The sequence below is a fragment of the Lentzea sp. NBC_00516 genome (assembly GCF_036346835.1).
In the GTDB taxonomy this organism is placed as follows: Bacteria; Actinomycetota; Actinomycetes; order Mycobacteriales; family Pseudonocardiaceae; genus Lentzea; species Lentzea sokolovensis.
The window spans coordinates 7,154,840-7,181,776 of record NZ_CP107840.1; the positions used below are offsets into that span (position 1 = coordinate 7,154,840).

Sequence of the window (26,937 nt, forward strand, 5' to 3'; positions counted from 1 at the left end):
AATCCGCAGGTGAACGCTCATTGAGCCGCAGAATCGCCGCTGAGCCCTTGACAGGACCTCACCCGTAGGTGTCACGCGGGCCGCGCCCAGGCGCGTGCCTGGGGCCGTGTCGCCAGCTGGGCGCGTCCGGTCCCTTGATCTTGAGTCGTTTGACGACGCCGTTGCCGACACCCGCGGCGATCCGTTTGATCAGCTCGCGCTGCAGAAGGCGCAGCTGAGTGGCCCACGCCGTCGACGACGCCTGGACCGTCAGTTCCCCGTCACTGAGCGCGATCGGTTTCGCGTGCTCGGCGACTTCCTCGCCCACCAATTTTGCCCAACGACCGAAGACCTGGCCACCCTGGAGTTGCGTGACCCAGCCGCGGTCCGCCGCGATCCTGGACGCGATCCGCCCGAGCGGCTGAGGGTCGCGGTCATCCGGCCCCGCACCCGACCAGCGACGCCGGCGACGGTCGGCCGGACGGCCCTTCGACTTGCTCCCCGGCACCCGTCCGCGGGCCTTCGCGCTCGCCTTCGCCGCCTCCAGGGCGGCCCTCGCGAGGTCGGATCCCTTCAGCGACTCACCCTCAGGTGTGAATGAACCTGTGGACAAGTCCGGATTTGTGACGGAGTTATCCACACCATCCACAGACTTGTCCCCAGATGTGTGGGCGGACACACCCGATCGAGCTACATGTGGGGGCTTTGAACCCCCTGAGTCAGTCTCCGAGTCAGACACGTCGCACCTCCCCGCCGTGGACCTCGAACCGGGCCCCGGTCAGCTCGTCCGGAACGTCCTCAGCCACCGCCGCGGTGATGAGCACCTGCTCGGCGGCGGCCGCCACCTTGGCCAGTTGCCGACGCCGGCCGCGGTCGAGTTCCGCGAAGACATCGTCCAGCACGAGCACCGGTTCGATGCCGTCGACACGCATCAGTTCGTACCCGCCGAGCCGCAGGGCGAGCGCGAATGACCATGACTCTCCGTGACTGGCGTAGCCCTTCGCGGGGAGTTCACCGAGCGTCAGGTCGAGGTCGTCCCGGTGTGGTCCGACGAGACAGACGCCTCGTTCGATCTCCTGCCGCCGCACCCGGTCGAGCTCGGCCAGCAGCAGATCCTCGATGCTCTCCCTGTCCTCCGGGATCTCGCCGACGCTCGACCGGTACGAGATGAGCGCCGGGCGTGACTCCGGAGCGACCTCCGCGTACGCCGAGGTCACGTGGTCCTTCATGTCGCGGACCAGCTTCAACCGCGCGGCCAGCAGCTCCGCGCCGTGCTTGGCGAGATGCCCGTCCCAGACGTCGAGCGTCGAGAGGTCCGCCGATCGAGAGTGCTTCACCGTCTTCAACAACGCGCTGCGCTGCTTGAGGACGCGGTCGTAGTCGCTGCGAACTCCGGCGTACCGGGGCGCGCGCAACACCAGCATCTCGTCGAGGAACCGCCGCCGGTCGCTTGGATCGCCCCTCACAAGAGAGAGGTCCTCCGGTGCGAACAACACGGTCCGCAGAATCCCGAGCACGTCACGCGGGCGCGGCACCGGTCCCCGGTTGATCCGCGCCCGGTTCGACTTGCCGGCCGTGATCTCCAGTTCGACGAGCAGCTCGCGGTCTTCGTTGACCACGGCCGTGCGCACCACGGCGCGCTGGGCGCCGTGCCGGATCAGCGGTGCGTCGCTGGACACGCGGTGCGAACCCAGCGTCGCCACGTACCCGATCGCCTCGACCAGGTTCGTCTTGCCCTGGCCGTTGCGCCCGACGAGCACCGACGCGCCGGGCTCGAGCTCCAGGTCGGCGAGCTCCCAGGAACGGAAGTCGCTGACCTGGAGGTGTCTGACGTGCACTCGCTAGGCCTGGGTGCTGCCCGCGCCGGACGACGGACCGGCGAGGTGCACCGAGTGACCGCCGAACTGGTTGCGCAGCGCGGCGACGGCACGCATCGCCGGCGAGTCCTCCTGGCGTGACTGGAACCGCGCGAAGAGCGCGGCGGAGATCACCGGGAGCGGCACCGCGTTGTTGATGCCCTCCTCGACGGTCCACCGGCCCTCGCCCGAGTCCTCGACGTAACCGCGCAGGTCGTCGAGCTCGGGGTCGGACTCCAACGCGCGCACGAGCAGGTCGAGAAGCCACGACCGCACAACGGTCCCGCGCTGCCACGCCGTGATGACCGCGGGCACGTTGTCGACGACGTCGGTCTTGTCGAGCAGTTCGAAGCCTTCGGCGTACGCCTGCATCAGGCCGTACTCGATGCCGTTGTGCACCATCTTCGAGTAGTGGCCGGCGCCGACCTTGCCCGCGTGCGCGAAACCTTCTTCGCGCGGACCTTCCGGACGCAACGCGTCGAAGATCGGCTGCGCCTGCTCGACGTGCTTGGCGTCGCCGCCGACCATCAGCGCGTAGCCGTTGTCGAGGCCCCACACACCGCCGGACACGCCGCAGTCGAGGTAGCCGATCTCCTTCTCCGCCAGCAGGTCCGCGTGGATCCGGTCGTCGGTGAACTTGGAGTTGCCGCCGTCGACCACGAGGTCGCCGGGCGCCAGCAGCTCGGACAGCTCCTGCACCGTGTTACGGGTGATCTCGCCGGCGGGCACCATGACCCACACGACGCGCGGCGCTTCGAGCTTGGACACCATGTCCGCCAACGACTCCGAGTCGGTGACCTCCGGGTTGCGGTCGTAGCCGATCACCTCGTGACCGGCACGGCGCACCCGCTCGCGCATGTTGAAACCCATCTTGCCGAGGCCGACGAGTCCGAGCTGCACGGTGTTCTCCCCTACGTTCTTGCGGTACCCGGTAAGGGTTTTCTCAGCCGGGAAGGCGAACGGGCATGAGCAGGTACAGGTAGCCCGGCGCCACGTTCCCATCCTCGTCCACCGGCTTCAGCAATGCCGGTCGGCTGGGTGTGGTGAAGGACAAGTGGACCTTCTGCGTGCGGACGGCTCCGAGGCCGTCGAGCAGGTAGCCCGGGTTGAACGCGATGGTGACGGCGTCGCCGGTGTACTCGACCGGAAGTTCTTCCTCGGCCGAACCTTCGTCGTCACCACCGGCGGACAGGCGCAGGCCGCCGTCCACGAACTCGAGGCGCACCTGCGTGCCGCGCTCGGCGACGAGCGACACGCGCTTGATCGCCTGCTGCAGCGCGTCGATGTCGATGATCGCCGCGGCCGAGTGCTCGGAGGGCAGCAACTGGCGGTACTTGGGGAAGTCCGCGTCGAGCAGGCGGGTGGTCGTCCGCTTGCCGGAACCCGAGAGACCGAGCAGCCCGTCGTTGGCCGCGAGCGACATCTCGACCTTGCCGCCGTTCGAACCGAGCGTCTTGGCCGCGTCGCCGAGCGTGCGGGCGGGAACGAGAATCGCGACCTCACCGAGCGCCTCGTCCGGCTCCCAGGGGAACTCGCGCATCGCCAGGCGGAACCGGTCGGTGGCGACGAGGGTCAGCTTGCCCTCGCCGATCTCGACGCGGACGCCGGTCAGCATCGGCAGCGTGTCGTCCTTGCCGGCGGCGACGGCGACCTGGCTCACGGCCTCGCCGAAGATCTCGCCGGGAAGCTCACCGATCAACTGAGGCATCGACGGCAGGGCCGGGTAGTCCTCGACCGGCATCGTCGGGAGGCTGAACCTGGCGCTGCCACAGCTGATCATCATCCGGGAGCCGTCGACCGCGATCTCGACGGGGTGGTTCGGCAGCGCCTTGGTGATGTCGGCCAGAAGACGCCCGGAGACCAGAGCGCGGCCACCGTCGGCGATCGTCGCGGGAACGCCGACCTGTGCCGAGACCTCGTAGTCGAACCCGGAGACCGTCAGCGAGTCGTCCGACTCCGCGTCGAGCAGCACGCCGCCCAGCACGGGAACCGGTGGACGGGACGGAAGGCTGCGAGCGACCCAGGCGACTGCGTCGGCCAGGCCGTCGCGTTCGACGCGGATCTTCATGAGGCGTCCTTTCCTCGACAGTCGACAAGCCCAACCACGACAACGTGCCAGTGGGGGTTAGGGAGCCTCGACCTCGGCTGACCGAGCTGACCGAGGTGCGGAGCAACAACGTTAGAGCGTCCTGGCCCTCCCCGTCACTTCGGGGTTCGGCACCGATCCCCGGGAACCATCCACCGCTGTTTTGCTTTTGAGTTCTCTCTAGAAGAGATCAAACAGCAGTAACAGTAAGGGTTGTGGATTGTGGGGACAGCCGTTAAACCTGCAGGTCAAGGTGTCACCCACCATGTGGACTAAGGGGGGATGGCACCCGGGGACAGATCGGCGCACCCGGGGACAACCAGTTGTGCACAGCTCTCGATCCACAGATCGTCCACAGTTGTCCCCGGGTGCGTCCCCGGGTGCGGGCCAGTTGTACCCGGGTGTTCAACAGGCTTCTGTGGCCAGATCGTGGCCGGGGCCACAGACTTTTCCAGTTGTCCCCACCCCTTCGAGTGCCGGGGGCGAACAGAAAGCCTCGGCGGGCGGCCGATCGACCCGCGTCTACCCGGGTACGTGTGCGGCGCGTGGTGGTGGTTGGAGCCGCACGCACTGATGCAGTCCCATCGCTTCGCCGAAGCCGTCCCCGGGTGCTGGCCGTCGAGCGGCAGCCGCGTACCTGGGTGCTCGCCATCGCGTCCGCTCGTCGTGTCCCCGGGCGCCGGGGTCCGTTCGCCCGCACCGCCGCGGGCGAACGAAAAAGGGGCCCTCCGCGGTGGAGGACCCCTTCGTTGCTACCCGGGTGGATCAGGGAGTGTGGCGAGCGCGCTGCTTGATCCGGGACGTCAGTTCCTGCACCTGGTCGTAGATCCGCCGGCGCTCTGCCATCTCCTTGCGGATCTTCTTGTCCGCGTGCATGACCGTCGTGTGGTCGCGGCCGCCGAACGTCTGACCGATCTTCGGCAGCGACAGGTCCGTCAGTTCGCGGCACAGGTACATGGAGATCTGCCGCGCCTGCGCGAGCGCCTTCGTCTTGCCGGGGCCGCACAGGTCGTCGATCGACACCCCGAAGAACTCGGCGGTGACCGCCATGATCATCGGTGCGGTGATCTCCGGCGCGTGCGAGTCCGGGATCAGGTCGCGCAGCACGATCTCGGCGAGCTGGATGTCGACCGGCTGGCGGTTGAGCGACGCGAACGCCGTGACGCGGATGAGCGCGCCTTCGAGCTCGCGGATGTTGCGTTCTATGCGGGAGGCGATGAACTCCAGCACGTCGGCCGGGGCCGCGAGCCGGTCCTGGGCCGCCTTCTTGCGGAGGATCGCGATCCGGGTCTCCAGCTCTGGCGGCTGGATGTCCGTGATCAGGCCCCACTCGAACCGCGTGCGCAGGCGGTCTTCCAGCGTCTCCAGCCGCTTGGGCGGCCGGTCGCTCGACACCACGATCTGCTTGTTCGTGTTGTGGAGCGTGTTGAACGTGTGGAAGAACTCCTCCTGCGTACCTTCCTTGCCCTCCAGGAACTGGATGTCGTCGACGAGAAGAACGTCGATGTCCCGGTAGCGGCGCTGGAAGGCGACCTTGCGGTCGTCACGCAGCGAGTTGATGAAGTCGTTGGTGAACTCCTCGGTCGACACGTACCGCACGCGCATGCCGGGGAACAGGCGCTGGGCGTAGTGCCCGACGGCGTGCAGCAGGTGCGTCTTGCCGAGGCCGCTCTCACCCCAGATGAAGAGCGGGTTGTACGCACGGGCAGGAGCCTCGGCCACCGCGACGGCCGCGGCGTGCGCGAACCGGTTCGAGGCGCCGATGACGAACGTGTCGAAGTTGTACTTCTCGTTCAGCCGCGTCTGCGACGGCGACGGGTTCGCGGGCCGGGTGTACGGGAGGTTCCCGTTCGGCGTTGCACCGCCCGCCGCGCTGGCGGTGTTGAAGGTGGGCCAGATCTCGGTGACGGCGGCGAGTGCGTCGCCGGCTTCGTCGACCTCTTCCTCGGCGCCGTCGACAGAGGTCGTCTCGTCCGCGAGGCCGGGCGTGTCGCCGTGGGGAATGCCCTGGATTCCCGGCATCGGCGCCACCTGCTGGATCGCGTGGACCGGGATCGGCGTGGTGGGCGGGCTCACGGGACTGACCGGTTCCGGCGAGTCGACCTTCACCGCGAGGGAGACCGTGCGGCCCAGCCTGCGGGAGAGCGCCGCGGTGATCGGGTCGCGCAGTGCGCGTTCGATCGCCTCTTTCGCGAAGTCGCTGGGGGCCGCGAGCAGTGCCGTTCCATCCAGCAAACCGATCGGACGGGTGACCCTCATCCACGCGCGCTGCTGAGGGGACAGGTGGCTCGTCGCCAGTTCCTGCACTACCTCGGCCCACACGAGACCAAGATCGACCTGCTGGTTCGACACTCCGCGCTCCCCTCCCCTCCACCGGAGCCCAAGACTCCACATGTGGACACGGAGGATAGAGGTATCCACAGAGTTATCCACAACTGTGCACTAAAAGGTGCGTTGTGATGCCGGTCAGGCGGCGGCTCCCACGCCAACCCCGGCACGCGCGAAGGACGAACGGTAACAAGGCTCAGCACGCCTCACAAGACGTGGCCCAGGCCACCCCGATTTGGTTGCCGCACCCGGGCATGCGTACCCTCGTACGAGTCTCCCGCTTGCGACGGGCGCCTTTCGCGCGCCTACGTCCACTGTCGTCGGGGACAACCACACAGGCTTTGTCAGCAGTGAAGCACCGGGAGACCGACCGTGAGCAAGGGTAAGCGCACCTTCCAGCCCAACAACCGCCGCCGCGCGAAGACGCACGGCTTCCGGCTGCGCATGCGGACCCGCGCCGGCCGCGCCATTCTGGCCGCGCGCCGCAGCAAGGGCCGTGCCACTCTGTCCGCCTGACCGCGGCTGGTAAGCGCAGCGTCGTCGTGCTACCACCGGCCGCCCGGCTCACCCGCAGCCAGGACTTCGGCCTGGTGGTCCGTCGAGGCCGCCGCGCTGGACGGCCCCGGTTGGTCGTCCACGTCTTGAAGCCCGACGTGCCCACCTTGGATTCGTCCAAGGTGGGCTTCGTCGTGAGCAAGGCAGTGGGCAACTCGGTGGTCCGCCACCGTGTCTACAGACGTCTGCGTCACGTCGTGCGCCCGGCACTGGCTGAACTGCCTCCGGGAACTCTCGTCGTGGTGCGCGCGTTGGCTCCAGCAGCCGAAGCGTCGAGTTCCGAGCTCGCCGCTGATCTCTCTTCTGCCCTGCGCAAGGTGCTGCGATGACCACGTTGCCCGCGAAGGTCGCGCTGCTGCCGGTGCACTTCTACCGGCGGTTCATCTCACCGCTGCTGCCGCCGACCTGTCGCTTCTACCCGAGCTGCAGCGCGTACGCGGTGGAGGCGTTGACCGTCCACGGTGCGCTGCGCGGAACCTGGCTGACCATCCGCCGGTTGCTGCGCTGCGGACCCTGGCACCCTGGAGGCCTGGACCCCGTTCCGCCGAGGCGGCAGGTCCCCGACGTATCCACCGAGGAGTAGCTCCGTGCTCAACTTCATCTACTACCCGGTGTCCTTCATCTTGTGGTGTTGGCACTGGGTGTTCGGCAAAGTCTTCGGTGAGTCGAGCGGCTTCGCCTGGGCCCTGGCCGTCATCTTCCTGGTCTTCACCCTCCGCGCCATCCTCTTCAAGCCGTTCGTCGGCCAGGTGCGCTCCATGCGAAAGATGCAGGAGTTCGCGCCGGAGATGCAGAAGATCAAGAAGAAGTTCCCGAACGACCGCCAGCGCCAGGCGCAGGAGATGCAGAAGCTCCAGTCCGAGCACGGCGTCAACCCGCTCGGCGGCTGCCTGCCCATGCTGGTGCAGATCCCGGTGTTCATCGGTCTGTTCCACGTGCTGCGCTCGTTCAAGCCCGGCTGGGGCGAGGTCTACTTCTTCGACAAGCAGGGCGTCGACTCGTTCGTCAACGCCAAGCTCTTCGGCACGAACCTCTCGACGTTCATCACGATGCCGTCCGACCAGCTCGCGACGTACGGCACGGAGCGCCTGAACGTCATCCTGCTGTCGGTGCCGCTGATGATCGTGGCGTCCATCGCGACCCACTTCACGGCCCGCCACTCGGTGGCCCGCCAGAACGCGTCGGCGCTGGACAACCCGCAGACCGCCATCATGAACAAGCTGACGCTCTGGATCTTCCCCCTGGGCGTCCTCGCCGGCGGCTTCTTCTTCCCGGTCGCGATCCTGCTGTACTGGCTGTCCAACAACGCGTGGACCCTCGGCCAGCAGCACTTCGTGTACAAGCGCATCGACTCCGAGGAAGAGGAGAAGAAGGCGACGGTCGTCGAGACCCGCCAGGCCCTCGCCCCGAAGCCGGGCGCGAAGCCGGTGAACCCGAAGAAGCCCGCACCGGGAGCCAAGCCGGCCAACGGCGCCAAGCGCATGCCGACCGCGGGCCCGAGCGGCCCTTCCTCGTCGGCGTCGTCGGAGACCGAGAGCAACGGCAACTCCAACACCGAGATCCCCGGCCTGACCCCAGGCCGATCCACCAGCAAGAAGCCGGGCAGCAAGAAGCGCCGCTGATTTCGGGCGTTCGCCCCGGAGAGGAGACATCGTGTCGGAGACCTTGCAGGCGACCGACGACGTGGAGGCGTCGTCAGACGCCTCGGCCGAGTCCGAGGCTGCGGCCGAGCCGCAGTCGCAGAGCAAGACCGAGGACCTGCTCGTCCAGGAAGGCGACATCGCGGGCGACTACCTCGAGCGCCTCCTCGACCTGCTCGACTACGACGGCGACATCGACCTGGACGTGGAAAGCGGCCGGGCCATCGTCAGCATCGACGGAGGCGAGGACCTCGCCAAGCTGGTGGGCCCCCGAGGCAACGTCCTCGAGTCGCTCCAGGAACTCACCCGCCTCGCCGTGCAACAGGAAACGGGAGTCCGCTCCCGCCTGATGCTCGACATCGCCCAGTGGCGAGCGGGCCGCCGCGCAGAACTGGCCGAGATGGGCCGCACCACCGCAGAAAAGGTGGCCGCCTCAGGCGAGCGCGCCCGCCTGCACCCCATGACCCCGTTCGAGCGCAAGGTCGTCCACGACGCCGTTGCCGCAGTCGCGGGCGTGCACAGCGAGAGCGAAGGTGAGGAGCCGCAGCGACGGGTCATCATCTTCACCAAGCCCTGACGCCTCAGCTTCACCAACGGCCCCTGGTTCCCACCGGAACCAGGGGCCGTTTGCTGTCCCAGCCAGACCAGCGCCGGTACGGAGCGCCGGGGCAGGAGAAGCTCAGCTCCAAGCTGGAGCGGACACCCCGCCCGACAGTCGCCACACGAACAACAGACAGTCCCGCTGACACGCAAGCCCACTGAGGTGTGCAGCAGAAGAGTGGCGCGGCGTCGCACCCGATGGCGACTTGTCGACACGTGCGACGCCTCAAGGTGACTCCCCTCCCCTCCCCCCTTCCCTCGCACGGCTAGGGCGACGGCGAAGCCGAGCACCCCTGCCGCCAACCGCAATGGCGAAGCCGAGGCGTCCCTCCGTACACAACGGGCAATGGCGAAGCCAAGCCGCCTTGTCGCCGACGGCAAGGGCGAAGCCGAGGCGTGTGAACCAGGACCTGCCGGTGAAGCGGTGGTGACCCACGCACTCGGCGATTGGGGCTTTACCTTGAGTGGGCGGGATGCTCCCCTCATGGGCACGGCCGGGCGCTTTTCAGCCCGGCCTTTTCCGGCCGTCAAGCATCCCGCCAGAGGCTCAAGGTCAAGCCCCAATCGCTATCGTCGCGAAGCGGCGATGACCGGCACCGGCTCGGTACTGCCCGCCCGGCCACCCTCGCAAGGTGACCGTCCGCCCGGCAGGTGACCGCCCCGCTGGAACGCGACAAGCCAACGCAACCCGCCCCGCACGGCACCCCGCCCGCGGCACCCCGCCCACCCGCAAGGTGACCACCCGCCCAGCCGGCGGCCGCCCAGCCGGAACGCGACAAGCCAACGCAAGCCGACCTGCGCGATACCCCGCCCGCCGCAAGGTGACCATCCGCCCGGTCCCCCGCCTGCTCGCAAGGTGGCCATCCGCCCGGTACCCGCCCGCCCGCAGGGCGACCATCCGCCCGGCAAGCGCCCGCCCGCAAGATGGTCACCCACCAGGCAGGCGCACGCCCAGTAGACGACCACTCCCGGCTGAACCCAGGCCCAGCCAACCCAGGCCGCCCTCTGGCCACCCCCGCCAACGCAAGCCGCCGCGACTGGCACCCACCAACGCAACCAGCCCTGTCGGCACCCACCAACGCAAGCAGCCCCGCACGGCACCCACCAACGCAAGTCGCCCGCCCAGCCCCAGCCAACGTTCCACGTGAAACAGCTACCCCCGCCCCGCCCACCAAGCAGCAAGCCACTCCCGCTGCGCCGCTGTATCCGGCACCGGAAACCCGCGAGCCGCCGCAATCAACCCCCACGCCTCCCCCGGCTCCACCCCATCCATCCCCAACAACAACCCAGCCAACAACGACGACCGCCCGATCCCAGCCCAGCAGTGGAACACCACATGCGCCCCACCCAAATACAGCGCATGAAGCGACTGAACGAGAGCAACAGCCGACGCCACATCCGGCACCGAGCGATCCTCGATCGGAAAGCAGACGTACCGCAGACCCGCGGCGACGACCACGCGCTCCTCGTCCACCAGATCACACTCGACCCGTTCGTCATCCGTCTGAGCCGACACGAGCACGTCCACGCCAAGCCGGCGCAGCTCGCGAATCTTGTCCTCCAGGTACACGCCACCGGCCGGATGAGCCATCGTGGAAACAACGCCAGGACCGGGTCGGGCGACGGTGTAGAGCATCGAGCGCAACTTTCCCCCAAGTTTCACGTGAAACGGCGCTCAGGATTTGGCAGAGCGCACGGTCGATCCGTCATGATGGTGCCCTGGCATTCGCCAGCTTTTCCACCGGCCGCCGGAACGTCGCCGCCGCGTGGTTTCACGTGAAACGTTCACGGACGGAGAACATGGCCGGGGAGTTGCCCGACAACGCGAAGCTCGTATTCGGTGAGCACGTTGAGCGTGCCGCCGAGTTCGTCAGGCTCCTGAAGGAGCACGGCGTGGAGCGCGGACTTATCGGTCCTCGTGAAGTCGAGAAGATTTGGGATCGGCACGTGCTCAACTCGGCAGTGATCGAGGAGCTGTTCGAACCCAACGAACGTGTCGTTGACGTGGGCTCAGGCGCCGGGCTGCCGGGGGTGCCGCTCGCCATTGTGCGGCCCGACCTGAGGATCACGCTTCTTGAGCCGATGGCTCGCCGCATCGCGTGGCTTGAGGAAGTGAAGGAAAGGCTCCAGCTCGACAACGTGACGATCCTTCGCGGGCGCGCGGAGGAGGGACCGATCCGCAAGCAGCTGCTCAACTGCGACGCGGCCACTGCGAGGGCGGTGGCTCCGCTGGAGAAGCTGACGAACTGGTGCCTCCCGCTCCTCCGGGGAGGCGGGCGGATGGTCGCGCTCAAGGGCGAGCGTGCGCAGGAAGAGTTGGAACGCGACGGCGCGGCGGTGCTCAAGGCTGGGGGCGCCAACGCCAAGGTCGTCGTCGTGGGAGCGGACGTACTTGAGGTGCCGACGACGGTGCTCATCGTGGAGCGCCAGACGCGGAGGGATCGGTGAGCGTGTATCCGGAGTTCCAGTCCGCCGATGTTCCACGTGAAACGAAGTCCTCCAAACCCAAAGCCAAGCCGACCAACAACGGAGATGACAGCGCCGTGGTGTGGACCCCGATTGCAGAAGAGGCGGCTCGTGCGGCAAGCGTGCTGCACCCCGACGAGTCACTTCTCCCCCGCCCGACCCATCGCCGGGTGATGACCGTCGCCAACCAGAAGGGTGGCGTCGGCAAGACGACGAGCACGGTGAACCTCGCTGCCGCGCTCGCCATCCACGGGCTCAAGACGCTCGTGATCGACCTCGACCCTCAGGGCAACGCCAGCACGGCGCTCTCCGTTGAGCACCGCAGCGGCACGCCGTCCGTCTACGAGGTGCTGCTCGGCGAGATCTCCATCGCCGAGGCGGCTCAGGTCAGCCCGACGTCACCGAACCTGTTCTGCGTGCCCGCGACGATCGACCTCGCCGGCGCCGAGATCGAGCTCGTCTCGATGGTGGCGCGCGAGTCGCGGCTCAAGGAGGCGCTCTCCTCCGAGGCGCTCGACCAGCTGCAGCCGGACTACGTCTTCATCGACTGCCCGCCGAGCCTCGGCCTGCTGACCGTCAACGCGATGGTCGCGGCGCAGGAGGTGCTGATCCCCATTCAGTGCGAGTACTACGCGCTGGAAGGGCTCAGTCAGCTGATCCGCAACATCGAGCTCGTCCAGCAGCACCTCAACCCGGACCTCTCGATCTCCACGATCCTCCTCACGATGTACGACGGCCGCACGAAGCTCGCGGACCAGGTGACCAGCGAGGTGCGGGGCCACTTCGGCGACGTCGCCCTCAAGACGGTGATTCCGCGCAGCGTGAAGGTCTCCGAGGCGCCAGGATTCGGGCAGACGGTGTTGACGTACGACCCGGGCTCGCGCGGGTCGATGAGCTACCTCGACGCTGCCAAGGAGATCGCGATCCGCGGGGCCCAGAAGGAGGGCGCATGACCGAGCAGCGCAAGGGCGGACTCGGGCGCGGCCTGGCCGCACTCATCCCGCAGGGTCCGCCTGCCGGTGCACCGAGCACCCTCCGGCCCGCCATGGCCGGCAACGGCACCAAGACCCAGCAGCCCATCGGCGAGGTCGCGGGAGCGGTGTACCGCGAGATCGCGGTCACCGCGATCCGCACGAACGCCAAGCAGCCGCGCCAGGTGTTCGACCAGGATGCGATCGACGAGCTCTCGTTCTCCATCAAGGAGTTCGGGCTCATGCAGCCGATCGTGGTCCGCGAGCTCACCGCGGACACGTTCGAACTCGTCATGGGCGAGCGCCGGTGGCGTGCCACGCAGCAGGCCGGGCTCAAGACGATCCCAGCCATCGTGCGGCAGACCGCCGACGACGTCATGCTGCGCGACGCGTTGCTGGAGAACATCCACCGCGTCCAGCTCAACCCGCTCGAAGAAGCATCGGCCTACCAGCAGCTGCTGGAGGAGTTCGGCGTCACGCACGAGGAACTCGCCGACCGCATCGGCCGCAGCCGCCCCGTCGTCACGAACACCATCCGGCTGCTGAAGCTCCCCCTCGCCGTCCAGCGACGGGTCGCGGCGGGCGTGCTGAGTGCCGGCCACGCGCGGGCACTCCTCGGTCTGGACGACGCGGGAGCACAGGAAGACCTCGCGGCACGGATCATCGCCGAGGGCATGTCGGTCCGCGCGACCGAAGAAGCGGTCACGATCGCCAAGAACGAGAAGCCGGCGAAACCGAAGCAGGCTCCGCGCAAGCAGCTGCACGCGCCCGGTCTGCAGGAGCTCGCCGAGCGACTCTCGGACAACTTCGACACCCGCGTGAAGGTCGAACTCGGGCAGCGAAAGGGCCGGATCGTGGTCGAATTCGGGTCAGTTGATGATCTTCAAAGGATCATCGGCATGATGAGCCCAGAAACGACAATTCGGACATCGGAGTAGGCCCATAGGATCACACCAGGGCCTTATGTCACGGTGACGATGACGCCTCGCATCCACTTGGATACGAGGCGTCACCTATTTGTCGATCAGTCAACGCGGACTTTCGAGCCGCCGAGCTCGCCGCCGACAAACAAAAAGTGCGGCACCGAGAAGCTCGGCACCGCACTTCTGACCGGAAGAACTCAGCGAGCGACAGCCCGCTCGATCAACCCGGCGTAGATCTCACCCAACGACTCCCCCGCCGCCTCGACCGCCATCGGTAGCAGCGACGTCTCGGTCAGCCCCGGCGACACGTTCACTTCGAGGAAGTAGACGGTCCCGTCCTCGGCCACGATGGCGTCGGTCCGCGACACGTCTCGCAGTCCGAGCAGCCGGTGCGCCGCGACCGCGAGCTCCCCGACCGACTTCGCCGCGGCAGCGTCCAGCCGAGCCGGCGCGTGGAAGTCCGTCAGGCCCGCGGTGTACCGAGCGGTGTAGTCGTAGACCCCGGTCTCCGGAACGATCTCGACGGCCGGCAGCGCGTACGGGCCGTCCGGGCCGTCGACGACCGCGACCGCCACCTCCACGCCGGAGATGAACTGCTCGGCCAGGACCGTGTCGCCGTACGCCAGGCACCCGACCATCGCCGGCGGCAGTTCGGCGGCGTCCCTGACGACCTGAGCGCCCAGCGCCGACCCACCCTGGTCCGGCTTCAGCATCAACGGCAGTCCCAGCGTCGAGACCATCGCGTCGAGCACCGGCTTGGCACCCAGCTCCCGGAACGTGGCGTGCGGCAGCACGATCCACTCCGGCGTCGTCAGGCCGGCGCGGGCGAGCTCGGCCTTCGCGGTCGGCTTGTCCCACGCCCGTCGGCAAGCCCGCGAGTCGGTGCCGACGTACGGGACGCCGAACATCTCAAGGATCGCCTGCACCGAACCGTTCTCGCCTTCACCGCCGTGCAGGGCGACGACGACGGCGTCCGGGCGGTGGTCCCGCAGACGCGTCAACAGAGACGCGTCCGCGTCCCACTCCTCCACCGTCACGCCCGCCGACCGCAGGGCAGCCGACAGACGGCGACCGGAGCGGATCGAGACCTCGCGTTCGTGGGAGAGCCCACCGGACAGCACAGCGACCATGCGGTCAGCCACAGCACAACTCCAAAGAAAGATCAGGCGGTGTCAGGCGAGGGGGTCTGCGGACCGGACAGCTGACGGCCCGGTGTCGCCCCGAAGGTCGCGGCCAGCTGCATCTCGTCCTCGATGACGTTCGCCAGGCGGCGGACGCCCTCCCGGATGCGCTCGGGCGTCGGGTAGCAGTACGAGATCCGCAGCTGCCGGGAGCCGAAGCCGTCCGCGTAGAAACCGGTACCGGACGCGTAGGCCACGCGGGCCGTCACGGCGCGGGGCAGCATCGCCTTCGTGTCGATGCCCTCTGGCACCGTCACCCAGACGTAGAAGCCGCCATCCGGAATGTTCCACGTGGAACCTTGCGGCATGTGCTGCTCGAGAGCCGAGATCGCGGCGTCCCGGCGTTCCCGGTACGCCTCGCGGTAGGTCTTGATCTGACCCTTCCAGTCCTGCGTCGACAGGTACCGGGACACGATCATCTGGTTCAGGGTCGGCGGGCACAGCGTGGCCGACTCGGCCGCCAGCACCAGCTTCTCGCGCACCGCGTGCGGCGCCAGCACCCAGCCGACCCGCAGACCGGCCGCGAACGTCTTCGAGAACGACCCGAGGTACACGACGTTGTCCGGGTCCATCGACCGCAGCGCCGGGTAGGTCTGGCCGTCGAACCCGAGGAGGCCGTACGGGTTGTCCTCCACGACCAGCACGCCGTAGGTCCGGCAGATCTCCAGGATCTCGGCCCGCCGCGACACCGCCAGCGTCACGCCGGCCGGGTTGTGGAAGTTCGGGATCGTGTAGAGGAACTTGACCCGCTGCCCCGCGCGCTTACAGGCCTCCAGGGCCTCACGCAGCAACGACGGCACGAGTCCGTCGGCGTCCATGGCGACGTGCACGACCTGAGCCTGGTACGCCGTGAACGAGCCGAGAGCGCCCACGTAGGAGGGCCCCTCCGCGATCACCACGTCACCGGGGTCGCAGAAGATGCGGGTGACCATGTCGAGGCCCATCTGCGAGCCCACGGTCACCACCACGTCGTCCGGGTGGCCGTTGATGCCTTCCAGCGCCATGACGTCGCAGATCTGCTCACGCAGCAACGGAACACCGTGCGCCGAGCCGTACTGCAGCGCCACCAGCCCGTCGGTGGCCACCAGCTGACCGATCTCCGCGGACAGCGACTCCAGGGGCAGAGCGGCCAGGTGCGGCATGCCGCCGGCCAGCGATACGACCTCGGGACGGGACGCGACTGCGAATAGTGCCCGGATCTCCGATGCCGTCATCCCTGCCGTGCGCGCTGCGTAGCGGCGGAGGTGGGGGTCAAGGCTTCTGGGGCCCTGCTTGGCGGGCTGTCCGGGCGCAGTCATGTGGGACTCCTGTATAGGAAATGTCCCGAGCGAGTGTAACCGTCGTCCCGTTCAGGGCACGCGCCTTCCGGGTTCCGTCACATTCGCCTACCCTCGTATGGGTTCGCTTTGTGTGTTAACGGGTGGAGGTCGGGGTGTCCCGTCGCGTCGTAGGCGTCACGCTGGACAACCTGGAGCATCTCTCCAAGCACAGCAGGACGTGCGTTTTCTGGGAGTTGGCCCCTCACCTGCGAGAACAGGCTGAGGAGTACGGCGACACCGAATTCGAGAAGGAGGCCTGGGTCTCCAGCGTCCTGCTCGAGTGGGGTTCGTGCGGTCGCATGATCTACTGCGACGGCATCCCCGCTGGTTCGGTCTTCTACGCACCACCGGCCGCGGTTCCGCGCAGCGCCGCCTTCCCCACCTCTCCGGTGAGCCCGGACGCGGTCCTCATGACGTCGCTGGACGTTCTCCCGGAGTTCCGAGGGGGAGGACTCGCGCGCGTGCTCGTGCAGGCCGTGGCGAAGGATCTGACGCGTCGTGGCGTGAAGGCCATCGAGGCGTTCGGCGACATGCGCCCGGACGACGAAGAGTCGAGTTGCGTCACTCCTGCGGACTTCCTCACGAGCGTCGGCTTCAAGACCGTGCGCCCGCACCCGCGCTGGCCGCGGTTGCGCCTGGAACTGCGCAGCGCCATCACGTGGAAGGAAGACGTCGAGGCTGCTCTCGAACGGCTTCTCAACAGCGTCACCGTCTCCACCGCGGAACCGAGCTTCCGCCCCGTCTAGGACAGCGAAAAGGCCCCCTCGCCGGCAGCGAGGGGGCCTTTTTCGTCAGTCAGTCGGCAGAACCGGAGATCAGCCCTTGGCCATCTCGTAGCGCAGCAGGTCGTTGAACGTGAACGTGCCCGTCGGCTGGTCGTCCTTGCCGAGCAGGTAGAGACGCTTCACGGCCACGAGGATGCCCTCGGCCACGATGTCGCGGAATCCAGGCGTCGCCAGCCGGGCGCGGTCCTCGGTGTTCGTCAGGTAGCCCACCTCGACGCGGACGGCCGTGCAACGGGTGAGCCGCAGCAGGTCCCACGTCTTCGGGTGCGAACCGCAGTTCGACATCGACGTGCGGGCGGTGACCTCGCGCTGGATGAAGCCTGCCAGCGCCTCACCAACCGTGGACGACGTGCCGTTGCCCGTGCCGTAGTGGAACGTCGACACGCCCTGCGCGTTCGGCGACGAGTTGCCGTCGCTGTGCAGCGACAGGATCAGGTCGGCGCCCGCCTCGTTCGCGAACCTGGCGCGCTCCGCCTCGTCCGGGCAGTTGTCCGGACCGCGGGTGAGAAACGCCTCCATGCCGGTGGCGGCCATCTTGCCTTCGAGACGGCGTGCCAGATCCAGCATCAGCTCGGACTCGGACAGCCCGTCCACGACCACGCCGCGGTCCTGGCCGCCGTGGCCGGGGTCGATGACGATGCGCTTGCCGGACAGGCGCGAGCCGGCGCCGCGAAGCTTCTCCTGCTCGCGCAGCAGCTGCGGACGGCCGCCGCGGACCTTCGGCTGGAGCTGACGCAACGCGCGCACGGTGTCGGGACCGCACATGCCGTCCACGATCAGTCCGTAGTCGCGCTGGAAGTTCTTCAGGGCCTGCTCGGTCTGCTGGCCGAACACACCGTTCGCGCGGCCGGCGTCGTAACCGAGCTCCAGCATGCGTTCCTGCAGAGCCAGCACGTCGTCACCGGTCGTCGGCTGCGACATCAGGAACGCGAGTGGCCGGTCCCCCAGCCGGAACGTCGCGTCACGCAGCGAGCGATAGGTCGCCGGGCCGACAATGCCATCGATGATCAGCCCCCGCTGCTGCTGGAACGCGCGCACGGCGTGCTCGACCTGCTGGTCGAACACCGGCGGCGCCTGTGGGTCGGCCGGCGGAAGCAGTCCGAGCCTGGTCAGGGTCGACCGGATCTCGGCAACATCACTTCCGACGTCCCCGCGGCGGAGCAGCTGCATGCACCCTCGCTCGACTATGGCGCCGAACCTGGTCGGCGCGTCAGTTGGGAAGTCCTCATTGTGCCCTGCTGCGCTAAGTGATCGATGCAGGGCTACTCACAGTTGTACCGAGATCACCGCCTCGGCACCGAAAACGAACGTGACCCGCTCGTCTTATCGATAGACGGGCGGGTCACGTTGCGCGTTGCAAAGAACTTCTCAGCTCACTGCAAATTCTTGCGTCAGGCCAGGACGTCTTCCAGGTCCTTCAGCAGCGCAGCCTTGGGCTTCGCGCCGACGATCTGCTTCACCGGACGGCCGCCCTGGAACAGGATCAGCGTCGGGACGGACATGATCTGGTAGTCGCGGGCGATCGACGGGTTGGCGTCGATGTCGACCTTGGCCACGGTGATCTTCTCGCCGTGCTCGGCCGCGATCTCCTCCAGCACCGGCGCAACCATCTTGCACGGGCCGCACCAGGTCGCCCAGAAGTCGACCAGCACGGGCTTCTCGCTGGTCAGAACGTCGTCCGCGAACGACTTGTCGGTCACCGTGACGGTGGCGCCTGCCATGTTGCTCTCCTAAAAGATCTCGCAGAAGGAACTTCAGTTGCTCTTGCCGTAGCCGCCACCGACGGCCTCGGCGGCGATCTCGGCGTGCTCGTTGCCGTGCTCGGCGAGCCACCGTTCCGCGTCGATCGCAGCGCTGCAACCGGAGCCGGCGGCGGTGATCGCCTGGCGGTATTCGTGGTCCACGAGGTCGCCGGCGGCGAACACTCCGTCCAGGTTCGTGTAGGAGGACTTGTCCTTGGTCAGGACGTAACCCTCCTCGTCGAGGTCGACCTGGCCCTTGACCAGCGCCGAACGCGGGTCGTGGCCGATCGCGAGGAAGAAGCCGGTGACGGGCATCTCCGACTCGGCGCCGGTCTGGGTGTCCTTGATCTTGATCGCGGACACGGTGCCGTCACCCAGAACGTCGGTGACCTGCGTGTTCAGCTGCCACTTGATCTTCTCGTTGGCGCGGGCGCGCTCCAGCATGACCTTCGAGGCGCGGAACTCCTCGCGGCGGTGGATGACCGTCACGGACTTGGCGAAGCGCGTGAGGAACGTCGCTTCCTCCATTGCCGTGTCGCCGCCGCCGACCACCGCGATGTCGTGGTCGCGGAAGAAGAAGCCGTCACACGTCGCACACGCCGACACGCCGCGGCCGAGCAGCTCCTGCTCGCCGGGGATGTTCAGGTAACGGGCAGCGGCACCCATCGCGAGGATGACGGCCTTGGCCTCGTACTCGACGCCGTTCGCGACGACCCTCTTGATCTCACCGGTCAGCTCGACCGACTCGACGTCCTCCGCGCGCAGCTCGGCGCCGAAGCGGATCGCCTGCTCGCGCATCTGCTCCATGAGCTCGGGGCCCATGATGCCGTCGCGGAAGCCGGGGTAGTTCTCGACCTCGGTCGTCGTCATGAGGGCGCCGCCGTACTGCGAACCTTCGAAGACCAGGGGCTCCAGCTGCGCGCGTGCCGCGTAGACCGCCGCGGTGTACCCCGCCGGTCCCGATCCAATGATGATCACGTTGCGCACGCTCACGGCTCTGCAACTCCTCGATCTCGTCGTCTGACTGGCTCAACGGATCGTAGGTGCAGCTAATTCCGTGACTTGAGCGACTACCTCTGGCCCACGGTCGTGTCCGCGAGAACGCCCTCCGGCTTGTCCGGTCCACAGGTCGCCGGGTCCAGCACGACCAGCCGGTACTTCCCGATTCCGGCAGGCAGGATCGCCATCACGGCGTCCTTGCCCTCCAGGTTGACCGGGCTGATGCCGAGGGGGTTGCCCGAACTGGTGATGCCGCCGCCCTGCAGGCAGCCGGCCAACCGGTCGGGCGTCTCCAGCGGGCCGTAGTTCTGCGCCTTGAGCACTTCGCCGACCGCGGAGCCCAGCTGGGCCTTCGTCAGCGACTGCAGGTCGGCCGAGGTCGGCTTGGACGTCGCCTGCGGCGGCTGCGCGCTGTCGTTCGCGGGGGTCTGCGAGCCCGGCGACACGGCCAGCACGATGCCGAACGCCGCGGCGGCGGCCACCAGCACGCCACCGCCGAGTCCCATCCTGCGGTTGCGGCGCTTGCGGGCGTCGTTGAGGGACACGACCGGCGCGATGCCGGGGCGGGCCTCCGCGGCCAGTGCGGCGTCGATCCGTGCGGCCACGTGGTCGGGCATCGCGATGGGCGGCAGCGACTGCAGGTCCATCAGCGTGGCGTCCAGCGCCTGCAGGATCTCCCTGGCCTCCGCGTCCGCCTCGACCCTCGGACGCAGCTGTGCGGCGACCTCAGGGGGCAGCACGCCCGCGTGCAGGTCCGCGATGAGGTCAACAGACCACGGCGGACCCATCGGCACGCGCTCCATGCCGGTCATCGGCCCTCCCACTGACGTTGCTCTTGCACATTCACACCGTCAGCTGGGACGTTCGCATCTGCGATTCGGTTCCTGAGGTGCCCGAGAACTTTGGCCAGCTTGGCGCGACCTCGCGCACACCGGCTCTTGACCGTGCCCTCCGCGATGCCCAGGAGCTTCGCCGTCTCGGCGACGGAATACCCCTCGACGTCGACCAGCACGATGGGCGCCCGCTGCTCTTCCGGCAGCTCCATCAACGCCTGCTGCACCATGAGGCTGGTCTCGCGGTCGCTCATCGCGTCACGGGGCGCGACGGGCTCGCCGGGACCTGCCTCGGGCAACGGCACTGTCGGTCTTGTTTGTCGTCGTCTCATCCGGTCGAGGCACGCGTTCACCACGATCCGGTGAAGCCAGGTGGTGACCTGTGACTCGGCGCGGAACGACGACGCCGCCCGGAAGGCCGAGATGAACGCCTCCTGGAGCGCGTCCGCGGCCTCTTCCGGATCACGCAGCGTGCGCAACGCCACCGCCCACATCCGGTCGCGGTGCCGTTTGACCAGCTCCGAGAACGCGTACGGGTCACCTGCGGCGTGGGCCGAGATGAGATCGGCGTCCGAGCTGGCTGCGGCGGTCACGGGACGCACTTTAGCGAGGGTGATCACAGATCACCCGGACAGGTCTACTCAGCGTGCCCGCGTACTTCTACTGGGCCCTCGTGTAGACGACCTCGCGGATCTCCGACTGGTTCTTGCCGCCGCCGGAGTTCGTCAGCTGCGTGATCCAGATCAGGACGTGACCGGTCGGTTCGTGGTCGTTGAGCTGGATCTGCGTCTGCCCGTCGGACAGGTCGGCGACGCCGATGACCTTGGTCTCCTCGATCGGCGAGTCCAGCGCGGACGCCACCCGGATCTCGACCTTCGTGCCCTTGCTGGGCGAGGTGATCGTGACCGAGGCCAGCTTCACCGGCTCCGCGAACGACGCCATCAGCCCGATGCCGGGCTTCAGCGTCGGGAACGGCTGGAAGTAGTTGTCGGTCCGCCAGAACGTGCCCGCGTTGTTGTCGACCGCCCGGCTCGCCTGGTTCGCGTTGTCGGGCTGGTTCGTCACGTCGTAGACGCCGATCTGGCCCGGCTGCACCGGTCCGGCCGGCGCGGGCGGAGGCGCGGTCTGGCCGTTCGACCCCGGCTGGTTGATCACCACGGTCGGGCCGCCGCCCTTGGACGGCTCGTCGCTGAAGAACCCGACGATCTGCACGCTCAGCCACACGATCACGGTCAGCGTGGCCAGGGCGAGCACGCCGACGCTGATCCACAGCTTCTTCTTCTGCTGCTTGTCCTGCCTGGGCCGCTGGGTCGTCCACACGACCTGGTCGTCGTCATCGCGTGACGCCGACACGGCGGGGATCAGCGAGGTCTGGGCTTCCTCGGCCGCGATCTGGTCGAGGACCTGGAGGATCGCCGCGGACGTGCGGATGCCGCCGACCGACGTGTCCTCCAGCGACCGCACCGCGACGGACGACAGGTCGTGCGGCAGGTACGGGTGCAACGCGTTCGGTGCGACCACGGACCCGTCCGGCCCGGTCGGTGCGACCGGCACGCCCTGAGGGCCGCCCGGCAGCGCCCACCGGCCGGTGAGCAGCAGGTACAGGATCGCGCCGAGGCCCTTGACGTCGTCGCGCGCGATCGCGTCCGGCCGAGGACCGGGGAACGCGAGGCGCAGGCGGCCGTCCGAGGTGACCCGGATGCGTTGCGGGTGGTCGGCGCCCAGCACGAGACCGGCGTGGTGCGCGCCCTCGATGGCGGCACCCAGCGGTTCGAGCAGACGGGTCGCGGCGCCCGCCGGCAGCGGACCCTCCGCGATGAGGTCCATCAGGTCGGTGCCCTGGGTCCACTCGGCGATGACGATGCCTAGGATGCCCTCGTCGCCGCGGATGCCGGTGCCGGGCGTCAGCACGTCGATCACCCGCGAGACACCGGGGTGCGTGAACGACGCCGCGTGCATCGCGCGCTCGACCGTACGGCGGGCACGGGCGGCTGCCTCGTTGTCCGCCAGATCGCCCAGCAGCACCGTCAGCGCGACGTCCCGGTTGAGCTGACCGTCCCGCGCACGCCACAGCTCCGCGTTGGACCTCGCGTCGGCGCCGGATTTCGCGAGCAGCCGGTAGCGGCCATTGCCGATGACGCCGCCGGGATTCAGGGCGGCGTGAACTCCGCTACTCACGGACACGAGGGTACGGGACGGCGCTCACGGACTGGAGTCACCTTCGCCGCACCAAACGGTTGATCTTGTCGATCGCCGGCTTCATCTCGGGTACCCGGAACGCGGCCAAAAGGCCGAACGCGAGCGGCAGGCCGATCGCCGTCACCAGAACGACCTCGACCCACGCGGCGATCACCGGGTCCTCGAGCCCGAGCGCGCCCAGGACCAGCCAGTTCACGCCCTTGGCGACCGCGAAGGCCAGCGAGGACGCCACCACGGTGAGGCAGACGGTCCAGATCGTGAAGCCGGTGCGCAGCCGCCCGAGGCGGATCCGCAGCCACACCTGACCGACGATCGCGCCGAAGACGAAGCTCAGTGACATGGCGAGCGACACGCCGACGGCGAGCTGCGAGGCGTCACCCGGAGTGGACACGGCGAGGAAGAGGTAGAGCAGCCCGATGCGCACCGCCACGATCAACGCCTGGATGAGCGTCGGCGTGCGGGCGTCCTTCATCGCGTAGAAGACGCGCAACTGCAGCAGCGTCACCGCGTAGGGCACGAGGCCGAACGCGGAGAGCGCGAGCGCGAGACCGATCCTCGTGCCGCCGTCGACGCCGGAGTTGCCCCAGGCGAACGCCGCGAGGCCGATCGCCAGACCGGACACCGTCATCAGCGCGCTGAACGGCATCAGCAGGATCGCCGACATGCGGTTGCCGAACAGCAGGTCGCGCACGATCGACTCGTTGTCGTTGTGCGCGGCCGCCCTGCTCATCTTCGGCATCAGTGCGGTCAGCAGCGAGACGCCGAGAACGCCGTACGGCACCTGGGCGATCAGCCACTGGTAGTTGAACGCGGTCAGCGTGCCCTGGGCGCTCGTCGCCACGTTCGTCAGCACCGTCATGCTGGCGAGGCCGAGCCCGACGTAGAGCAGCACCCAGAACGCCAGAGCGCCGAACTCCGACAGGCGCGAGTCCCAGCCGAAGCGCCACTTGAACTTGAAGCCGGTCTTCTTCAGCGCCGGGAACAGCACGGACGCCTGCACGGCCACACCGAGCGCGGTGCCGAGGCCGAGCACCAGAAGGTGCACGTCGGTCATGTGGACCGGGTTGAGCGTGAGCTCGCCGGGCAGCAGCGCGTAGACGACCAGCACGACGATCACGACGAGGTTGTTCAGGACCGGCGCCCACGTGGGGATGCCGAACACGTGCCGTGCGTTGAGCACGGCGCTGAGCAGCGCCGTCAGTCCGTAGAAGACGATGCCCGGCAGCACCAGGTACGCGAACGCGGTGACCAGCGCCGGGTTCGCGGTCTCGGAGTCGGAGATGTAGAGGTCGGTCAGCAACGGCGCGCAGGCCATCGCGACGACCGTGCCGATGCCGAGGATCAGCGTGCCCATGGTGATCAGCCACTGGGCGTACGACTCGCCGCCGTCGCCGTCCTCCTTCTCGGCCCTGACCAGCAGCGGGATCGCCACGCTGGTGAGGATGCCGCCGAGAAGCAGCTCGTTGATCATCGTCGGCAGCGTGGAGGCCGCCTGGTACGAGTCGCCGAGGACCTCGGCGCCGATCACCGCGATGAGCAGCACCTTCGACAGCAGGCCGGTGCCTCGGCTGACGATCGTCGCGATCGCCATCGAGCCGCTCGCCTTGGCGACCGACGGTGCTTGCTTCTGCTGCTCTGGCTGGGTGGTCGTGGCTGTCTCGCTCACGCGCTCGACTTCTCCGGTGTGACGTTCTCGATGGACGGGGCGTCGCCGTTCTCGCCGTTGCGAGCGCGGACCCTCTTGTAGATCCGGCGCCCGGAAAGCAGGACGAGCGCGATGCCCGCGATCACGGTGATGATCACCGTGATGGTGCCGTAGGCGGACGACGACACCTCCAGCTTGACAGTGTCGCCGAGCGGGACGCCCTCGGGAGTGGTCAGTCGCACGCTGACCGGGAACCGGCCGGAGCGCAGCACCTCGACGGGCACCCGCACGACTCGTTCGCCGCGGGCGGGAAGCACCTGGTCGGCGAGGTCGAGCTTGCGGATGCCGGGGGTGTCGGCGAGGTTGATCCTGACCGTCACGCGGACGTCGAGCTTGTTCGTGATCGTGATCGGGATCGGGCTGTCGCCGGAGCCGAGCAGGATCGGGCTGTTCGGCTGCGTCACGCCGACCATGCCGGTCAGCGCGTTCAGCTCGCCCTGGCTGACCTCGGCCGCGGACCTGGCGCCCTGCTCGTTGCCCCGCCACGCGCCGGACATGGCCCGCAGCAGCCCGAGCCACAGCGGGTCGGCCAGGTCGGCGGGCGAGGCGTGCTCGCTGTCCTCCTGCTGCATCGCCGCGACCAGGCCGTTGAGCTCGACGCTCTGGCTCGTCACGGAGCTGGAGATGATCTCCGAGATCTCCCGCGCACCGGCCTCCGGCGGGTAGGCGATCTTGGCGTTCGTCGCCGACGGCGTGGCCCTGGTGAGCTCCTCGAGCCCGGTCTGGGTCGCGTAGCCGTCGGCCAGCAGCTTCCGGGAGGTGGTGAGGAACTCGGTCATCTCCGAGAGCGGCGCGTGCCAGCGGCGCGGAGGCGCGACCAGCACGTTGCGGCCGTCGCCCTGCCAGCCGGCGCGGAACACCAGCACCGCCAGCGCGTTCTGCACGGACACCGGCTGGCTCTCGAACGGCGCCGTCACGCCGGACAGCGTGCGGGGCCGGGACTCACTGCCCTGCAGCGCGTCCGAGACCATCGAGTCGATCTTGACCGCGGTCACCGGGTTCTTGCCGCCGACACCGACGGGCGCGGTGCCCTGCGCGTCGGCGAGTCCGGTCGGGTCGAGCAGCAGCGACTTCACGCCGGGGTAGCTCTTGTCCGGCTGCGGGGTGACCAGCTCGTCGAACGTCGACTGATCGAGGACGCCGTCCTCCGGCCACACCAGGTCGGGCAGCGGCTGCACGGACAGGACGTCCTGGATGAGCTTGGGGCCGTCCGTCACCGCGAGCGTGCGCATGGTGCCGAGCTTCGCCCTGTTCAACGCCACGAGGTCGGCGTCGGCGTACGGCAGCGCGACGACGCAACGGCCGGTGACGGCGAGCTTGAGCCGGTCGAGCCACAGCTCCGCCTCGGCCCGGCCCTTGCCCTCCGAGCCGCCGCGCACCTGGTAGCCGTTGCTCATGGCCTGCACGGTCCGCAGCAGGTCGGGGTCGATGGCCAGGCACATGGCCGTGCTCATCGACCCGATCGCCTGCTCGTAGGCCTGCAACAGGCCGTAGAGCCGGCCGTTGACCGACAGCGACGTCGCGAGCTCGTCGTCGATCAGCTCGGAGTCGTCCTCGCCGCCGAGCCTGACCAGCCGCGGGCGGTCCGCGATCGGCCACAGCACCGTCAGCTTCGCGGGCGTGCCCGGCTTGCCCTTGGTCTCTCCACCGGGCACCCCGAGCACGGGCAGCAGCGTCGACAGCGCCGCGAGACGTGCCTGGCCGCCGTAGTCGGGCCTGCCGTTGACGTTGGCGAGGATCGGGTAGATGCCCGGCTGCTCGATCTCCAGCGAGGTCGGCTCGGTACCGCGCAGCGGCACCTCCAGCGTGAAGTCCTTCTGCTGGCCGGACTCGAGCTCGCCGGCGACAGGGGTGAACTTCGGCTGCACGGCCTCGGCCGCCGCGGGCTCCCGCAACGCCTTGCGCAGGTCGTCCTCGGTGCCGAGCGGCTCACCGCGCTCCAGGCGCAACACGATGTCGGACACCTTGCGGTCGCCGACGTTCACGATCTTGCCGGTGATCTTGACGGTCGCCGGGGAGTCGCTCGTGACGAACCGGGGGGTGAGCTGGTCGATGTCGAGCCGCAGGAACTGCTGTTGCGCCTGACCCGGCTGGGCGGAGAGCGATCTGGTCGCCCACACCTGGGTGGCGGGGGCGGGCATGAAGGGCAACGCGTCGATCTCGTCAGGCTGCGCCTGCTGCGCGCCGGCGGGCGGCGCTGTGATCACCACGAACGCGGCGACAGCTGCTGTGCAGACCAGCTTCCTCAGGCTCACGCCGACTCCGCCCCGTTGCGGCAGCGGTCGGCGAGCAAATCGGCGGCTCGGCGGACCAGACGGCGCTCATCGGCGTATGCGAGTCGCTCGTCCAGCTCGCCGAGGGGCACCCACGCCACCTCGGTGACCTCCACGTCTTCGTCGGAAAGCTCTCCCCCCGTCGCTTCGAGGAGGAAGTGGTGAACCGTCTTGTGCACCCGGCGGTCGTCCGCGACGAACCAGTAGTCGATCGACCCCAACGGGCGCAGCACCCTGCTATGAATACCGGTCTCCTCGGCGACCTCGCGCACCGCGGTCTGTTCGGCGGTCTCGCCGGCCTCGATGTGACCCTTGGGCAAAGACCACAGCAACCGGCCTCGCCGGTCAAGTCTGCCGATCACCGCGGCCCGCTGCTCGGCGTCGAGCACCAGGCCACCCGCCGACGTCTCGTCGACGGTCTTGAGCCTCCTGCCCCTGCGCCTCTTCCGGCGCCCCGGTTTGGGGCTCCCGGAACGTGCGGCTGACGAGGGCATACG

General features: G+C 68.4%; 26 protein-coding genes. 9 read left to right on the forward strand and 17 right to left on the reverse strand.

Annotated features, from left to right (window positions below):
• Positions 1 to 58: 58 nt before the first annotated feature.
• From OG205_RS32630 to dnaA, 5 genes are all read right to left on the reverse strand, one after another.
• Complete coding sequence (locus tag OG205_RS32630) at positions 59 to 592, reverse strand: DUF721 domain-containing protein (RefSeq protein ID WP_330271775.1); 534 nt, start codon at positions 590 to 592, stop codon at positions 59 to 61.
• Positions 593 to 710: 118 nt separating this feature from the next.
• Complete coding sequence (gene recF / locus OG205_RS32635; RefSeq protein ID WP_093595087.1) at positions 711 to 1,817, reverse strand: DNA replication/repair protein RecF; 1,107 nt, start codon at positions 1,815 to 1,817, stop codon at positions 711 to 713.
• Between the two features lie 3 nt (positions 1,818 to 1,820).
• Complete coding sequence (gene gnd, locus OG205_RS32640; RefSeq protein WP_330271776.1) at positions 1,821 to 2,735, reverse strand: phosphogluconate dehydrogenase (NAD(+)-dependent, decarboxylating); 915 nt, start codon at positions 2,733 to 2,735, stop codon at positions 1,821 to 1,823.
• Positions 2,736 to 2,778: 43 nt separating this feature from the next.
• A complete protein-coding gene (gene dnaN / locus OG205_RS32645) occupies positions 2,779 to 3,903 on the reverse strand; it encodes a DNA polymerase III subunit beta (RefSeq protein WP_319976353.1) in 1,125 nt (374 codons plus the stop codon).
• A gap of 783 nt (positions 3,904 to 4,686) precedes the next feature.
• Positions 4,687 to 6,273 carry a chromosomal replication initiator protein DnaA gene (gene dnaA, locus OG205_RS32650; protein WP_330271777.1) on the reverse strand — a complete coding sequence of 529 codons (1,587 nt, stop codon included), beginning with the start codon at positions 6,271 to 6,273 and terminating at the stop codon, positions 4,687 to 4,689.
• Positions 6,274 to 6,621: 348 nt separating this feature from the next.
• On the opposite strand from dnaA, the gene rpmH reads away from it, so the two are divergent.
• The 5 genes from rpmH to OG205_RS32675 are packed head-to-tail and all read left to right on the forward strand — an operon-like array spanning position 6,622 to position 9,021.
• Positions 6,622 to 6,765 carry a 50S ribosomal protein L34 gene (gene rpmH, locus OG205_RS32655; protein ID WP_030465619.1) on the forward strand — a complete coding sequence of 48 codons (144 nt, stop codon included), beginning with the start codon at positions 6,622 to 6,624 and terminating at the stop codon, positions 6,763 to 6,765.
• A gap of 26 nt (positions 6,766 to 6,791) precedes the next feature.
• The gene (rnpA, locus tag OG205_RS32660; protein ID WP_330271778.1) at positions 6,792 to 7,133 is read left to right on the forward strand and encodes a ribonuclease P protein component; all 342 of its coding nucleotides are present in this window, start codon (positions 6,792 to 6,794) and stop codon (positions 7,131 to 7,133) included.
• Positions 7,130 to 7,387 (forward strand): membrane protein insertion efficiency factor YidD, encoded by a 258-nt coding sequence (yidD, locus tag OG205_RS32665; RefSeq protein WP_030465621.1) that lies wholly within the window; start codon positions 7,130 to 7,132, stop codon positions 7,385 to 7,387. The genes rnpA and yidD overlap by 4 nt, the downstream gene beginning before the upstream one ends.
• Before the next feature lie 4 nt (positions 7,388 to 7,391).
• Entirely contained in the window at positions 7,392 to 8,426 is a 1,035-nt protein-coding gene (gene yidC / locus OG205_RS32670) for a membrane protein insertase YidC (RefSeq protein ID WP_330271779.1), read from the forward strand.
• Positions 8,427 to 8,457: 31 nt separating this feature from the next.
• A complete protein-coding gene (locus OG205_RS32675) occupies positions 8,458 to 9,021 on the forward strand; it encodes a Jag family protein (RefSeq protein WP_319976357.1) in 564 nt (187 codons plus the stop codon).
• Positions 9,022 to 10,197: 1,176 nt separating this feature from the next.
• On the opposite strand, the gene OG205_RS32680 is transcribed toward OG205_RS32675, so the two are convergent.
• The gene (locus tag OG205_RS32680) at positions 10,198 to 10,680 is read right to left on the reverse strand and encodes a protein-tyrosine phosphatase family protein (protein WP_330271780.1); all 483 of its coding nucleotides are present in this window, start codon (positions 10,678 to 10,680) and stop codon (positions 10,198 to 10,200) included.
• Positions 10,681 to 10,844: 164 nt separating this feature from the next.
• Here OG205_RS32680 and rsmG point away from each other — a divergent pair, with 164 nt between their 5' ends.
• The 3 genes from rsmG (at position 10,845) to OG205_RS32695 (ending at position 13,419) form a co-directional block, all read left to right on the forward strand.
• A complete protein-coding gene (gene rsmG, locus OG205_RS32685) occupies positions 10,845 to 11,492 on the forward strand; it encodes a 16S rRNA (guanine(527)-N(7))-methyltransferase RsmG (RefSeq protein WP_330271781.1) in 648 nt (215 codons plus the stop codon).
• Positions 11,493 to 11,587: 95 nt separating this feature from the next.
• A complete protein-coding gene (locus tag OG205_RS32690; RefSeq protein ID WP_319976939.1) occupies positions 11,588 to 12,463 on the forward strand; it encodes a ParA family protein in 876 nt (291 codons plus the stop codon).
• Positions 12,460 to 13,419, forward strand: a complete 960-nt coding sequence (locus OG205_RS32695) for a ParB/RepB/Spo0J family partition protein (protein WP_330271782.1) — start codon at positions 12,460 to 12,462, stop codon at positions 13,417 to 13,419. The genes OG205_RS32690 and OG205_RS32695 overlap by 4 nt, the downstream gene beginning before the upstream one ends.
• A 182-nt stretch (positions 13,420 to 13,601) precedes the next feature.
• On the opposite strand, the gene OG205_RS32700 is transcribed toward OG205_RS32695, so the two are convergent.
• Positions 13,602 to 14,546: a D-alanine--D-alanine ligase family protein gene (locus OG205_RS32700; protein WP_319976360.1), complete on the reverse strand. Its 945-nt coding sequence runs from the start codon at positions 14,544 to 14,546 to the stop codon at positions 13,602 to 13,604.
• Between the two features lie 20 nt (positions 14,547 to 14,566).
• The gene (locus OG205_RS32705; RefSeq protein WP_330271783.1) at positions 14,567 to 15,883 is read right to left on the reverse strand and encodes an aminotransferase-like domain-containing protein; all 1,317 of its coding nucleotides are present in this window, start codon (positions 15,881 to 15,883) and stop codon (positions 14,567 to 14,569) included.
• 134 nt (positions 15,884 to 16,017) lie between these two features.
• Between OG205_RS32705 and OG205_RS32710 the strand changes: the two genes are divergently transcribed.
• A complete protein-coding gene (locus tag OG205_RS32710) occupies positions 16,018 to 16,650 on the forward strand; it encodes a GNAT family N-acetyltransferase (RefSeq protein ID WP_319964732.1) in 633 nt (210 codons plus the stop codon).
• 69 nt (positions 16,651 to 16,719) lie between these two features.
• On the opposite strand, the gene OG205_RS32715 is transcribed toward OG205_RS32710, so the two are convergent.
• The 9 genes from OG205_RS32715 to OG205_RS32755 all read right to left on the reverse strand — a co-directional run bounded on the left by OG205_RS32715 (position 16,720) and on the right by OG205_RS32755 (position 26,934).
• Complete coding sequence (locus OG205_RS32715) at positions 16,720 to 17,859, reverse strand: N-acetylmuramoyl-L-alanine amidase (protein ID WP_330271784.1); 1,140 nt, start codon at positions 17,857 to 17,859, stop codon at positions 16,720 to 16,722.
• 221 nt (positions 17,860 to 18,080) lie between these two features.
• Positions 18,081 to 18,410: a thioredoxin gene (gene trxA, locus OG205_RS32720; RefSeq protein ID WP_330271785.1), complete on the reverse strand. Its 330-nt coding sequence runs from the start codon at positions 18,408 to 18,410 to the stop codon at positions 18,081 to 18,083.
• 33 nt (positions 18,411 to 18,443) lie between these two features.
• On the reverse strand, positions 18,444 to 19,424 hold the full coding sequence (trxB, locus tag OG205_RS32725) for a thioredoxin-disulfide reductase (protein ID WP_330271786.1): 981 nt from the start codon (positions 19,422 to 19,424) through the stop codon (positions 18,444 to 18,446).
• A gap of 77 nt (positions 19,425 to 19,501) precedes the next feature.
• The gene (locus OG205_RS32730; protein WP_330271787.1) at positions 19,502 to 20,242 is read right to left on the reverse strand and encodes a hypothetical protein; all 741 of its coding nucleotides are present in this window, start codon (positions 20,240 to 20,242) and stop codon (positions 19,502 to 19,504) included.
• Positions 20,239 to 20,856, reverse strand: coding sequence for an RNA polymerase sigma factor SigM (gene sigM / locus OG205_RS32735; protein ID WP_089927514.1), 618 nt, complete (start codon positions 20,854 to 20,856; stop codon positions 20,239 to 20,241). Before sigM ends, OG205_RS32730 begins: the two co-directional genes overlap by 4 nt.
• A gap of 67 nt (positions 20,857 to 20,923) precedes the next feature.
• A complete protein-coding gene (locus tag OG205_RS32740) occupies positions 20,924 to 22,447 on the reverse strand; it encodes a protein kinase family protein (protein ID WP_442916609.1) in 1,524 nt (507 codons plus the stop codon).
• Positions 22,448 to 22,478: 31 nt separating this feature from the next.
• Positions 22,479 to 24,128, reverse strand: a complete 1,650-nt coding sequence (gene murJ, locus OG205_RS32745; protein ID WP_330271789.1) for a murein biosynthesis integral membrane protein MurJ — start codon at positions 24,126 to 24,128, stop codon at positions 22,479 to 22,481.
• Entirely contained in the window at positions 24,125 to 26,422 is a 2,298-nt protein-coding gene (locus OG205_RS32750) for a DUF6049 family protein (protein ID WP_330271790.1), read from the reverse strand. Before OG205_RS32750 ends, murJ begins: the two co-directional genes overlap by 4 nt.
• Complete coding sequence (locus tag OG205_RS32755; RefSeq protein ID WP_319976369.1) at positions 26,419 to 26,934, reverse strand: NUDIX hydrolase; 516 nt, start codon at positions 26,932 to 26,934, stop codon at positions 26,419 to 26,421. The genes OG205_RS32750 and OG205_RS32755 overlap by 4 nt, the downstream gene beginning before the upstream one ends.
• Between the last annotated feature and the right edge of the window lie 3 nt (positions 26,935 to 26,937).

What these genes read in the sequence shown, in the direction of transcription:
- rsmG (WP_330271781.1), top strand. Translation starts at nt 10,845, where the DNA reads ATGGCCGGGGAGTTGCCCGACAACGCGAAGCTCGTATTCGGTGAGCAC.
- OG205_RS32695 (WP_330271782.1), top strand. Translation starts at nt 12,460, where the DNA reads ATGACCGAGCAGCGCAAGGGCGGACTCGGGCGCGGCCTGGCCGCACTC.
- OG205_RS32730 (WP_330271787.1), bottom strand. Translation starts at nt 20,242, where the DNA reads ATGACCGGCATGGAGCGCGTGCCGATGGGTCCGCCGTGGTCTGTTGAC.
- dnaN (WP_319976353.1), bottom strand. Translation starts at nt 3,903, where the DNA reads ATGAAGATCCGCGTCGAACGCGACGGCCTGGCCGACGCAGTCGCCTGG.
- OG205_RS32755 (WP_319976369.1), bottom strand. Translation starts at nt 26,934, where the DNA reads ATGCCCTCGTCAGCCGCACGTTCCGGGAGCCCCAAACCGGGGCGCCGG.
- OG205_RS32705 (WP_330271783.1), bottom strand. Translation starts at nt 15,883, where the DNA reads ATGACTGCGCCCGGACAGCCCGCCAAGCAGGGCCCCAGAAGCCTTGAC.
- trxA (WP_330271785.1), bottom strand. Translation starts at nt 18,410, where the DNA reads ATGGCAGGCGCCACCGTCACGGTGACCGACAAGTCGTTCGCGGACGAC.
- OG205_RS32715 (WP_330271784.1), bottom strand. Translation starts at nt 17,859, where the DNA reads ATGCAGCTGCTCCGCCGCGGGGACGTCGGAAGTGATGTTGCCGAGATC.
- yidD (WP_030465621.1), top strand. Translation starts at nt 7,130, where the DNA reads ATGACCACGTTGCCCGCGAAGGTCGCGCTGCTGCCGGTGCACTTCTAC.
- OG205_RS32680 (WP_330271780.1), bottom strand. Translation starts at nt 10,680, where the DNA reads ATGCTCTACACCGTCGCCCGACCCGGTCCTGGCGTTGTTTCCACGATG.